Below are 11249 nucleotides of genomic sequence, written 5' to 3'. Positions count from 1 at the left end.
GACGCTCACGGGCGTCCGTCCCCGACCTCGGACGCGTCCTCGGCCCGGGCCCCGGGTCTGTCGGCGGGCACGCGCTCGATGCGGGTCCAGCCCTTCCAGCCCCGTTCCTCCAGGATCGCCAGGACCCGCCTCGCGCCCGGTGCGGACTCGGCCACGACCGAGTCCAGGAAGGTGACGAACTGGTCGTCGAACTCGTCGAACCCCCGCACTCCGGACTCCACGGAACGGAACCGCAGGCGCTCCACGATGTCGGCGAACTCGACGACCCGCGGGTCGTCGGGCGGGCAGTCGCGTGCGCCGTTGACGAGGGTGTAGAGCTTCACCATGTCGGGGTCGTCCAGCTGCTCGTGCTTCGCGGAGATCACGGAGTCGATCAGGTGCGGCACCTGGGCGGCGACCATGATCCAGGCGTCCCGCTCCATCTCGACGTACCACTCCTCGATGCCGAGCCCACGCAGGCGATCGAGGTAGCCCAGGACGCTCGCCGGCAGCGCCAGCTGGTCGCCGGCGGCGAGCCTGGCGAGCCGTCGCCGGGTCTCCCGCAGCTGTCCGATCCTGGCGCGGAGCTCCTTGTCGATCTCGGTGATGGCGTTGGCGAACTCGTCCTGGTCGGCGTCGAGGAGCTCCTGCACCCGCGACAGTGGCACCCCCGCGGCCGCCAGGGTGTGAATGCGGATCAGCCGCACGACCGCGGCCGCGTCGTAGGTCCGGTAGCCGGAGCTGTCCCGTTCGGGCTCCGGGAGCAGCCCGATCTGGTGGTAGTGGCGTACCGCCCGCACGGTCACCCCGGCATGGGTCGCCAGCTGGCCGATGGTGAGCATGGCTCCCAGCCTGCCTCAGGCGATCTTCCGGCGGTAGCCGAGCACCGCGCCGACGTACGCCGCGTCCATCGTCATGTCCCTCCTTCAGGCGCGGCACTCCCGGTCCTGTGCGGCGCTCCGGACAGCAGGATGGCGGGTTGACCCTGCGTCAGGGTCAAGCGGAGCGCCGACAATAACTCCGTACACCGTACGGTAGAGTGGTCGCCATGAGTGCTGAGCAGACACGCGGGGCCGGGTTCGTGGCGAGTGACGAGGACGTGGCAGGCGTCCTCGCGTGGTTCGAGAAGTGGGACGCCCTGGCGGTGGCCAAGGATGTCGAGGCGATGGCGGACATGGCGATGTTTCCGGTCAACGCCGTGACCGACGGGTCGGCCGAGTCGTGGGACCGGAGTCGGTTCCTCACCGCGATGGCCGAGCAGCTCGGCGGCGGCGACGTCCAGATGGAGTCGGTTCGCACCCCGGTGTTCCTCCACGCCGGCCTCGTGTTCGTGGTCACCGACGCCACGATCACCGTCGGGGACTTCTCCCAGACCGTGCGGTACGGGGACCTCCTGGTGAAGCGGGACGGCGAATGGTTGTTCCAGACAATGGTCCAGGGAGGCTGGTGAGAATCCACTCAGCCCGCGCCGGTCGGTAGGCCGGCTCTGGCCTCGCTCGCGGTCAGGGGGCGCAGGGTCAGCGTGTACTCGTGGGTCACGTTCTGCTGGACCTGGTAGTGCTCCCGCACCGGGTTCGGGGTGTCCCCGACGCCGGTGACCGCGTGCGAGGCGTGCAGGGTGTGCCAGCCGTCGTTCGGTCGCAGCTGGAAGGGGTACGCCGCCCGGTCGAGGTCGTCGAAGCGGGTCACGCTGACGTCCTTGGCGCCGGCGACCAGCAGGCCGCCGGTGCGGCCGTCGGTGAGCAGGGCCCAGCGCGCGTCGGTGTGGTTGCCGTGGTCCTGCGGGCGGTGGTACGGGACGTACTGGTCGGCGACCGTGGACCGGTGGACGCCGATCGGTGAGCCCTCCCGCCGGTCGACGTAGCTCTCCACCTTCCTGCCGTACCAGGCGAAGCGGTCGTAGGACTCCGGCACCGCCAGCGACACGCCGACCCTCGGCAGGTAGGTCAGCGAGCGCACCCTCCCCTGCGGGGTCACCTGGTGGTCCAGCCGGATCGTCCCGCCGCGGTCGATCGTGTACGTCATCGTCTGGTCGAACCAGGCGTCGGCCACGTCCGTCGCCCCCACCCGCGAGACGACGACCACCCGGACCCCCGACGGCACGGGTGAGACGGTGACCCCGGTGACCGTGGTCGCCAACCGGTCGAGGCCGACCCGTCGCCAGTCCTCGCCTTCGGCGCGTCCCCAGGCGAACGTCTCGTTGCTGATGGGCGCGCGCCACACGTCCAGCTCGGGCCCACCGGCCAGCAGCTCCCTGCCCCGCACGACGATCGAGGACATCGTGCCGGACCGCTTGTCCACTGTGTACCGCCCGGGACCGGCCGTGACGACCACCGACGCATCGGTCTCCGCGGTCGTCACGCTGCCCGCCTGCGGCGCCGGGTCGAGACCGGGCACCCGCGTCCCGCCGAGGAGGAACTGGTCGTGCGCGAGTACGTGGCCACGCGGCAGCATCGGGCCCCCGAAGGCGGTCACCGCCTCGACGGTCAGGAACCGCTCGCGGTCGCGCGGGTTGCCGGGCACCCGGAGCCGCACCGTTCCCGTCGCGGCTGGGCCGATGCGCAGCGGACGCTCGCCGCGCGCCACCACTCTCGCCCCCTCGCTCACCCGCCAGCGCAACCGGAGGTCCTCCGTGCCGACCCACTGGCGTTCGTTCGCGACGGTGAGCGTCCCGTCTGCGTAGGAGAACCGCAAGGGCTGCTGCGCCCACGCCAGCTGGGCGGTCTCCGGCTGCAGGTAGCGGTCCGCACCCACCAGCCCGTCCAACCCGGACAGGCTGGAGCCGTAGGACAAATGGCGGCCGCGCTTCTCGATCCGGTCGAAGTCCAGTGCCAGCAAAGCATCCCCGGCCGGCGTGCTGTTGGACAGCTCGGCCTGGGTCAGCGCCCGGTCGTAGATGCGGACGTCGTCCACGACGCCGTGCGCCATCCGACCCACGTCATACGGGTCGTTCCAGGAGGTCTCGAAGTCGCGACCGATGTTCACCTCCGCCGAGGAGGTGTCGATCCGGCCGCTGAACGGCGTGCTCGCCACCTCGCGCCCGTCGATGTAGAGCCGCAGCACCGTTCCGTCGTAGGTCCCGCTCACCCGGTGCCAGTTGCCGTAGAAGTCCGCGGGCACCCTGGCCTGCACCGGACGCCAGGTCCCGCTGTGGATGAAGAACTCCAGCGTGTTCTCGTTCTTCATCTTCAACGCGTACTGGTGGTCGCCCTTGCCGACGATGCGGAAGTCGCCGCTCCACTCCCCCGGCTTCACCCAGGCGTCGAGCGTCACGGCCGTCCCGGTGAGATCGAGCCGCCGGTCGCGGTACACCTCGACGAAGTCGTCCAGACCGGACAGGTACAGGCCCTTCCCGCGGTGTCCCTCCACAAGCGACGGAGCGCCCGAGAGGTGCGCGAGGATGTCGTTGCCCGAGCTGTCCGGCACGATCCGCACCGGCTGGCTGATGCTCTGCTCCGCCCAGTCCCAGATGAACCCGCCCTGGGTCTGCGGGTTGGCCCGGACGATGTCCCAGAACTCGCGGAAGTTGCCGAGGCTGTTGCCCATGGCGTGGGCGTACTCGCCCAGGATCACCGGCTTGGTCGTGCTCACCGCCTGCTGGGCGAACCTCTCCGGCGACGGGTAACGCGGTCCCCACACGTCCGCGAACGGCGCGTCCCCGTCCGGGTTGTTGGACTGGTGGTAGATCGGCCGCGTGGGGTCGTTGGCGTCGAGCCAGTCCGCCATCGCGAAGTGGTGGGCGCCGAGGCCGGCCTCGTTGCCGGTGTCCCACATGAACACGCTGGGGTGGTTCTTGTCCCGTTCCACCATGCCCACGAGCCGGTCGAGGAACGCCGCGCGCCACTCGGGCTGGTTGGCCTGGCACCAGTCGGCGCAGTTCTCGTGGTTGTGGGTCTCGATGTCCACCTCGTCGTCGACCCACAGCCCGTGCCGGTCGGCGAGCTCGTAGAAGTACGGGTCGGACGGGTAGTGCGAGGTCCGCACGGCGTTCACGTTCAGCTGTTCCATCAGCGCGACGTCGCGCTCCTGCGCCGCCCTCGGCACGTGTCGGCCGTGCTCGGGGTCGGTCTCCGCCCGGTTGACCCCCTTGAACAGCACTCGCTTCCCGTTCACCAGCAGCACCCGGTCGCGGATCTCGATCTCGCGGAAGCCGACCGTCTCGCTCGTCACGTGGCTCACCCGCCCGTTCGGGCCGGCGAGGGTGAACACCACGGTGTAGACGTTCGGCGTCTCGTCCGTCCACTTGGCAGGGTCGCGGACCGGCATGGCGAGCCGCGCCGTCGCCGGCCCCTCGACATCGACCCGGGTGCTCGTCCTGCCGACCTCCCGGCCCCGCGGGTCCCGCAGGCTCGCGGTCACCCGGTGCTCGCCGGTCGCGCCACCGGGTGCGTGCCCGAGTTCGACGGCGGCGGTGAGCGTCGCGTCGGTGTAGGTGGGGTCGAGGTCGGTGCGCAGTGTGACGTCCTCGAGGTAGGTCCTCGGGGTCGAGTAGAGGTGCACCGACCGGAAGATGCCCGCGTAGCGCCACTGGTCGACGTCCTCGAGGTAGGCGCCGGCGGTCCACCGGTGCACCTGGACGGCGAGCCGGTTGCGGCCCGGTCGCAGCGCCGAGGAGATGTCGAACTCGGCCGGCGTGTAGCCGCCCTGGTCGTAGCCCAGGTACCGGCCGTTGACCCAGACGAAGTAGCCCGAGGTCACACCCTCGAAACGGAGGAACGTCGCGCGTCGGGCCCAGTCGGCGGGCACGTCGAAGTTCCGGGCGTAGGCGGCGGTCGGGTTGACGTCCCTCGGCACGCGTGGCGGGTCGTCGGGCTGGATTTCGGTGGCGATGTTCCGGAAGATCGGGTGGTCGAGCCCGTCGGTCTGCCAGGTGTGCGGCACCCGCACCCGCCGCCAGCCCGAGGTGTCGTAGCCGGCGGCGTGGAAACCGGTCGGGACCTTCTCCGGCAGGTCGGCCATCGCGATGCGCCACTCCCCGTCCAGGGACCTGGCGTAGCGGCTCCGCTCGTCCCCGCGCGCCGCCGAGCGGATGTCCTCGTGGGGCCGCAGGAACGCGTGGTGCGGGCGCTGCCCCTCCGCGACCATCCCCGGATTCTCCAGGTAGGCGTAGACGTCGCCGCCCGGCACGCCGGCCGCCGGGGCTGCGGCGGCCGGGGCCGTCGCCACCGCCCCGCCGAGGAGTGCCACCGCAACGACAACGACCAGACCGCGCATCGCGACCTCCCCGACTCCGCCGGCAGGTGTCCGATGCTAGCGCTGACCCGACACGTCAGGTAGTCGCGTGGTCACGCATCCGGTAGCGATAGCGCAGCGGGGACTCCCCTACCTCGCGTTTGAACGCCGTGCTGAACGCGCTCTCCGAGGAGTAGCCCAGCTCCGCCGCGAGGGACCCGACGCGGACGTCGCGGTCGCGGAGGGCGCGCTGGGCCAGCAGCATGCGCCAGCGGTTGAGGTAGGCCAGCGGGGGCATGCCCGCCACGGCGCGGAAGCGGTCGGCGAAGGAGGTCCGCGACATCGCCGCGGCTCGCGCGAGCTCCGCCAGACCCCAGGGCCGCCCCGGTTCGGCGTGCATCAGGCCCAGTGCCGGCCGCAGTCGTTCGTCGATCAGCAGCCGCAGCCATCCCGGGGGGAGCTCGGTCTGGTCGAGGTAGGCCCGCAGCACCTCGAGCAGCAGGAGCTGGCCGTACTGCCGGACCGCGAACTCCGAGCCGATGCGGTTGCCGGCCACTTCCTCGAACAGCCGGTCGAGGCTGGCGCGCAGGTTCGTTGCCGTGGCCGCCGAGGCCCGGACGTGTCCCACCGGCGGAAGCGCCTGGAGCAGCAGGGCCTGACCGGTCGGGTTGAGGTCGACCCGGCCCCCGATGACCACGTCGTCGGTCCCGGCGGCGGTCCCCTCGATCCGGGTGGCCAGGTCGTTCTCCTCCGGGACGATCTCGCGGGGCGGTCCGTCGCCGGTGCCGCCGCGCAGCTCCAGCCATGCCCGGTTGTTCAGGATCGCGACGTCGCCAGGCTCGAGCAGGATCGGACCGTCGATGCCGTCGGTGGCGAGCCGGAGCCGGCCACGCACGACCGCGATGAGCTTCATCGGATCCCGAATGGCGCCGTAGGACACCCAGGGACCCCCCACCGCGAACCCGCCGGTCACGAGCCCGCGCACCTCGACGAGGTCGAACACCTCGGACAGCTGGTCCACGGTCGTACTATCGCGCAAGAAATGCGGACTGACAACTATTCAGAGTACGGGCCGGTCGGCGCAGGCTGGAGCCATGAACCACAGACAGCATCCCATCGGAACCGGCTTCACCGCGGCGGCGACCGCCGAGGACGTCGTCCGCGGCCTCGACCTCTCCGGCACGCACGTGGTCGTCACCGGCGGCCACAACGGCATCGGCCTGGAGACCACCCGCGCCCTGGCGGGGGCCGGCGCGTCGGTCACCGTGGCCGCGCGCAACCCCGACCGCGCGGCGGCACGGCTGGCCGGGCTCGACCGCGTCCGAACCGACCGCCTCGACCTGCTCGACCCGGCCTCGATCGACGCCTTCGCCGCGCGGTACCTCGACTCCGGCCGCCCGCTGCATGTCCTGGTCAACAACGCCGGCATCATGGCCGGCCCGCTGGTCCGGGACGACCGCGGCTACGAGGTGCAGTTCGCGACCAACCACCTCGGCCACTTCCAGCTGACGCTGGCCCTGCTGCCGGCCCTACGTGCCGCCCACGGCGCGCGGGTGGTCAACGTGACCTCCGGCGGCCACCGCCTCTCCGACATCCGCTGGGACGACCCGCACTTCACCACGGGCTACGACGACCTGGGCATGCTGGCCTACGGTCAGTCCAAGACGGCCAACGTCCTGTTCGCGGTCGAGCTGGACCGTCGCTGGGCCGCCGAGGGCATCCGCGGCTATGCGGTGCACCCCGGGATCGTCCTCGGCACGAACCTGGGTCCGTGGCTGGCCGAGGGCGAGGAGCGGACCGCCTGGCTCAGCGACGAGGAGCTGCGGGCGATGGGCCTGCTCGACGAGTCCGGGCGACCGGTCCGCGACCCCGCACGCGAGATGAAGACGCCGCAGCAGGGGGCCAGCACGAGCGTGTTCGCCGCCACCAGCCCGCTGCTCGCCGACATCGGCGGCGTCTACCTCAAGGACAACGACATCTCGCCGCTGGACACCCCGAGGCCCGTCGCCTTCGGCACCAGCGAGGACGTCCCGTCCGAAGTCGTGCCCCACGCCGTCGACCCGAGCTCGGCCCGACGGCTGTGGGAGCTCAGCGAGCGGCTGCTCAGCGCCAGCCGAGTGCCGGAGCGACGTGGGTGAGGATGCTCTCGAGCACGTGCGCGTTGTAGTCGACGCCCAGCTGGTTGGGCACGGTCAGCAGCAGCGTGTCCGCCTCGGCGATCGCCTCGTCCTCGGCCAGCTGCTCCACCAGCACGTCGGGCTCCGCGGCGTAGGTGCGGCCGAAGATCGCGCGCGTGCTGGCATCGAGGTAGCCGACCTGGTCCGAGCTCTCCCCCTCGCCGCCGAAGTAGGCGTGGTCGAGGTCGGAGGTCAGCGCGAAGATGCTGCGCGAGACCGACACGCGTGGCTCGCGCTCCCATCCGGCCTCGGCCCACGCCTTGCGGAAGGCGCGGATCTGCTCGGCCTGCTGCACGTGGAAGGGCGCCCCGCCCTCGTCGTTCTTCAGCGTCGAGCTCATCAGGTTCATCCCGTGCTCGGCCGCCCACACGGCCGTGCCGTTGGAACCCGCACCCCACCAGATCCGCTCCCGCAGTCCCGGGGAGTGCGGCTCGAGCCGCAGCAACCCGGGCGGGTTGGCGAACATCGGACGCGGGTTGGGCTGGGCGAACCCCCTGCCCTCCAGCACCCGCAGCAGCACCTCGGCGTGGGTGCGGGCCATGTCGGCGTCCGTCTGCCCCTCCGCGGGCTGGAATCCGAAGTACCGCCACCCGTCGATCACCTGCTCCGGTGACCCGCGGGAGATGCCCAGCTGCAGTCTGCCGCCGGCGAGGAGGTCCGCCGCACCGGCGTCCTCGGCCATGTACATCGGGTTCTCGTACCGCATGTCGATGACCCCGGTCCCGAGCTCGATGCGCTCGGTCTTCGCGCCGATCGCCGCCAGCAGGGGGAACGGTGACGCGAGCTGCCTGGCGAAGTGGTGCACCCGGAAGTAGGCGCCGTCAGCACCCAGCTCCTCCGCGGCCACGGCCAGGTCCACCGCCTGCAGCAGGGCGTCCGACGCCGTCCTCGTCCCCGAGTGCGGGCCGTCCGACCAGTGCCCGAACGACAGGAATCCGATCTTCTTCATGCCCCGTGAACGCCACAGCACGCTGATTGATTCCTCAACTACCGCACCGGCGCGTACCGCGAGGCAGCTCCCCGTGCCCGATCGTGTGCCCCGGAGGCCCCTGCGCCCGGCCGTCCCGCCTGCGACAACAGAGCAATGGCGGAGCAACCGGCGCTCGGCGCGGGCGACACCGGGGAATGGGTCACCTACCTGCAGCAGCTGCTGGAGTACCACCAGGTGGGTAGCGGCTTCCAGGCCGGGGAGTACTGCGCGGCGACCGAGCAGGCGGTCGCCGCGGTCCAGCAGCGGCACGGGCTGGCGGCCACCGGCAGCTGTGACCCGGGCACGTGGGCGGCGCTCACCGGCGAACCGGCGGGCGGTGAGCAGTCGCACCGGCCGCCGAACGACATCGCGGTCTCCCTCCAGGTGGAGGTCGCGGCACCGGACGAGCAGTACACGATCGAACAGCTCGACGACCTGCCTGCCAACGCCGGGAGAACCTCATGACCTCCCCCCAGTACGGCGCGGTCTCCGCCGAGGCGGCGGCCGAGGGCGACACCAGCGAGGGCTTCGAGGCGACGATGACCTTCGCCTACACCCAGAACGACGTCCACCTGCTGAGCCGGCCGCTGTTCGGGCTGGTCAACCCGAGCGACCCGGCCTTCTCGTTCACCTACTCCACCGACTTCACCTGGCAGGCGAAGTTCGGCTGGACGCTGGTCCAACGGAGCTGGCGGGCGCTGGGCTCGCAGCTGGAGCTCAGCCTCGAGCAGGGCGTCGCCCACCAGTTCGGCCACGACTCGACCGAGCACGCCTGGGTCGTGGACTTCCTCCAGGGCGGGGTGAAGTACCCGGTCCGGCGCTCGAACCTGTACCTGTTCGGCGAGGTGGGGTTCAGCGGCCGGTACAACAGCGCCGGCGCCTGGACGGCGGGGTTCACCACCGGCCTCGGGGTCGGGATCGAGCTGGAGACGCTGTTCGCTCGCTGACCTGCCGGGTCGCCAGCGCTATCGTTGGGCGGCCGAGACGTACCGGCTCCAGCCGCACAACCGGAGGTATCCCGCTGCGCCCGATCGACCTCGCCAGGGAGCACGGGATGTCCGCACAGGCGGTCCGCAACTACGAGGAGGCCGGCATCCTCCCGCAGGCCGAACGCGGCGAGACCGGCTACCGGCGCTACACCTCCCTGCACGCGCAGGCCCTCCGTGCCTTCCTCGCGCTGCGCGGCGGCCACGGGCACCAGCAGGCGACGGAGATCATGCGCGCGACCAACAGCGGCGACCTCGAGGCGGCCTACCGGCTCATCGACGCCGCACACGTCGCGCTGCTGGCCGAACGCGACACGCGAACCGAGGTCGCGACGGCACTCGCCAGCCTGTCCACCGCCACCCCCGCGCCGGTACGCGGTCGCCCGCTGACCGTGGGCGAGCTCGCCCACCGGCTCGACGTGCACCCGGCGACGCTGCGCACGTGGGAGACCGAAGGCATCCTGCACCCCGAGCGCGACCGAGTCACGGGCTACCGCCAGTACGGACCCGACCCCGTGTGGGACGCCGAGATCGCCCGTCAACTGCGCCGAGGCGGCTACCCCTTGAGCAAGGTCGCGCGGTTCGTCCGCTCGCTGCGCGAGGCGGGCGGGGCGGACGCGTTGAGCACCTTCCTCGCCTCCTGGCAGGACCGGCTCACCACGCGCAGCCGCACCCTGCTGGCCGGCGCGGCCCAGCTCGACGCCTACCTCACCCAGCTCCAGGGGTAGCCGGTCGACCTCCCGACACCTCCGCCGCCGACAACCGCGACGCGCAAAAAACGCCTCCCCCGAAAAGACGAATGACGAATGCCGAGTCCGACGACGGCCGGTATTACGTGAACAAATTGTGGTATGACAGCGCCCTCGCGATTTGGAAATCTTTTCAGAACACGTCGCTTGCCGGCGCGGTCTCGGTTGGCCTGTGTGACACTCGTGCCATGGAGCACCCCTTCCCCCGCGGTGCCGCGGCGCCGTGACCAGACCCGTGTTGCTCGCAGGGCTGCTCGCGCTCCTCGCGGCGTGTACCGGAGGAGGACCGGACGCCACGTCCACGGCTCCTCCGAGCACGGCTCCCCCCAGCGCCACCACCTCCAGCACCAGCACGAGCGGCGTGCCGGTAGCCGGCGGGGTGTACGTGTCGGTGGGCGACTCCTACGCGACCGGCTACCGCCCGGCGGCGGACGGGGTGCCCGCCGGCCCCAGCCCGGACGGGTTCGCCTACCTGGTCGCCGCACGGTCGAACCTGCGACTGGTCAACGTCGCCTGCAGCGGGGCCACGTCGGCGGGGCTGCGCGAGGGGTCGGGCTGCGCGCCCGGCAACCGCGCGCTCGACGCACCCGACCCGACCGGCCGCACCCAGCTCGACGCCGCCGTGCGGACGCTGCGTGAGAATCAGGGACGGGTAAGCCTGGTGACCGTCGTCATCGGGGGGAACGACCTGACTCCGTGCGCGCGGGCCACCACCACCTCCCAGGCCGCGACGTGCGCCGCCGAGGCGGTGACCGAGATCCAGGCCAACCTCGCCGAGGTCCTGCCCGTTCTGCGCGAGGCCGCCGGCGACGCGCCGATCGTGGGTCTCACCTACCCCGACGTGTTCCTCGGTGCCTGGGTGTCGCCGGTGTTCCCGGACGGTCAGGACCTCGCGCGCCTGTCGGTGCCGCTGTTCCGCGATGTCCTCAACACCGCCCTGCGGGCCGAGTACGACAAGGTCCGCGCGGGGTTCGTCGACGTCACCGCCGCGACCGGCGGCTACCAACCGTTGACCGAGACCACCCGGGACCCGACCTACGGCCCGGTTCCGGAGCCCGTGGCCAGGATCTGCGAGCTCACCTACTTCTGCGATCGCGCCGACGTCCATCCCACGCCCGCCGGTCACCGGGTCATCGCCTCCGCCGTCCTGGCGGCCGTTCCCGGCTGAGCCCGGTCCGGCGGCACCCCGGAACGAGACGCCGCCGAACCGGGAACC

The 11249-nt window shown here is 71.6% G+C and carries 10 protein-coding genes; 6 read left to right on the top strand and 4 right to left on the bottom strand.

Annotated elements, in window-relative coordinates; translation table 11 throughout:
• Positions 1-5 precede the first annotated feature (5 nt).
• Entirely contained in the window at positions 6-821 is an 816-nt protein-coding gene (locus BU204_RS02470) for a MerR family transcriptional regulator (RefSeq protein WP_075123838.1), read from the bottom strand.
• 206 nt (positions 822-1027) lie between these two features.
• Here BU204_RS02470 and BU204_RS02465 point away from each other — a divergent pair, with 206 nt between their 5' ends.
• A complete protein-coding gene (locus BU204_RS02465) occupies positions 1028-1429 on the top strand; it encodes a hypothetical protein (RefSeq protein ID WP_075123943.1) in 402 nt (133 codons plus the stop codon).
• Positions 1430-1437: 8 nt separating this feature from the next.
• Here BU204_RS02465 and BU204_RS02460 read toward each other — a convergent pair whose 3' ends face one another.
• Together BU204_RS02460 and BU204_RS02455 are read right to left on the bottom strand one after the other, a co-directional pair.
• Positions 1438-5193 carry a glycoside hydrolase family 2 TIM barrel-domain containing protein gene (locus tag BU204_RS02460; RefSeq protein ID WP_075123837.1) on the bottom strand — a complete coding sequence of 1252 codons (3756 nt, stop codon included), beginning with the start codon at positions 5191-5193 and terminating at the stop codon, positions 1438-1440.
• A 55-nt stretch (positions 5194-5248) separates the two neighbouring features.
• Positions 5249-6172, bottom strand: coding sequence for an AraC family transcriptional regulator (locus BU204_RS02455; RefSeq protein WP_075123836.1), 924 nt, complete (start codon positions 6170-6172; stop codon positions 5249-5251).
• Positions 6173-6245: 73 nt separating this feature from the next.
• Between BU204_RS02455 and BU204_RS02450 the strand changes: the two genes are divergently transcribed.
• Positions 6246-7289, top strand: a complete 1044-nt coding sequence (locus BU204_RS02450; protein WP_075123835.1) for an SDR family NAD(P)-dependent oxidoreductase — start codon at positions 6246-6248, stop codon at positions 7287-7289.
• Here the strand turns inward: BU204_RS02450 and BU204_RS02445 are convergent.
• A complete protein-coding gene (locus BU204_RS02445; RefSeq protein ID WP_075123834.1) occupies positions 7255-8277 on the bottom strand; it encodes an LLM class flavin-dependent oxidoreductase in 1023 nt (340 codons plus the stop codon). The two genes, BU204_RS02450 and BU204_RS02445, sit on opposite strands and share 35 nt — an antisense overlap.
• A gap of 135 nt (positions 8278-8412) precedes the next feature.
• Between BU204_RS02445 and BU204_RS02440 the strand changes: the two genes are divergently transcribed.
• The 4 genes from BU204_RS02440 (at position 8413) to BU204_RS02425 (ending at position 11201) form a co-directional block, all read left to right on the top strand.
• Positions 8413-8763, top strand: coding sequence for a peptidoglycan-binding domain-containing protein (locus BU204_RS02440; RefSeq protein WP_075123833.1), 351 nt, complete (start codon positions 8413-8415; stop codon positions 8761-8763).
• Positions 8760-9245, top strand: coding sequence for a hypothetical protein (locus BU204_RS02435; protein WP_075123832.1), 486 nt, complete (start codon positions 8760-8762; stop codon positions 9243-9245). The genes BU204_RS02440 and BU204_RS02435 overlap by 4 nt, the downstream gene beginning before the upstream one ends.
• Before the next feature lie 74 nt (positions 9246-9319).
• Positions 9320-10012, top strand: a complete 693-nt coding sequence (locus BU204_RS02430) for a MerR family transcriptional regulator (RefSeq protein WP_075123942.1) — start codon at positions 9320-9322, stop codon at positions 10010-10012.
• A gap of 244 nt (positions 10013-10256) precedes the next feature.
• Complete coding sequence (locus tag BU204_RS02425; protein WP_083660936.1) at positions 10257-11201, top strand: GDSL-type esterase/lipase family protein; 945 nt, start codon at positions 10257-10259, stop codon at positions 11199-11201.
• Positions 11202-11249 lie beyond the last annotated feature (48 nt).

Origin of the sequence: Actinophytocola xanthii (assembly GCF_001921205.1) — a bacterium.
In the GTDB taxonomy this organism is placed as follows: Bacteria; Actinomycetota; Actinomycetes; order Mycobacteriales; family Pseudonocardiaceae; genus Actinophytocola; species Actinophytocola xanthii.
The sequence above is the reverse complement of the archived record's forward strand: the minus strand, read 5'-3'. Positions and strand labels throughout refer to the sequence as shown.

Bases quoted from the DNA above. Each gene is read 5' to 3' on its own strand.
- BU204_RS02470 (WP_075123838.1), bottom strand. From the start codon at position 821: ATGCTCACCATCGGCCAGCTGGCGACCCATGCCGGGGTGACCGTGCGG.
- BU204_RS02465 (WP_075123943.1), top strand. From the start codon at position 1,028: ATGAGTGCTGAGCAGACACGCGGGGCCGGGTTCGTGGCGAGTGACGAG.
- BU204_RS02460 (WP_075123837.1), bottom strand. From the start codon at position 5,193: ATGCGCGGTCTGGTCGTTGTCGTTGCGGTGGCACTCCTCGGCGGGGCG.
- BU204_RS02450 (WP_075123835.1), top strand. From the start codon at position 6,246: ATGAACCACAGACAGCATCCCATCGGAACCGGCTTCACCGCGGCGGCG.
- BU204_RS02445 (WP_075123834.1), bottom strand. From the start codon at position 8,277: ATGAAGAAGATCGGATTCCTGTCGTTCGGGCACTGGTCGGACGGCCCG.
- BU204_RS02440 (WP_075123833.1), top strand. From the start codon at position 8,413: ATGGCGGAGCAACCGGCGCTCGGCGCGGGCGACACCGGGGAATGGGTC.
- BU204_RS02435 (WP_075123832.1), top strand. From the start codon at position 8,760: ATGACCTCCCCCCAGTACGGCGCGGTCTCCGCCGAGGCGGCGGCCGAG.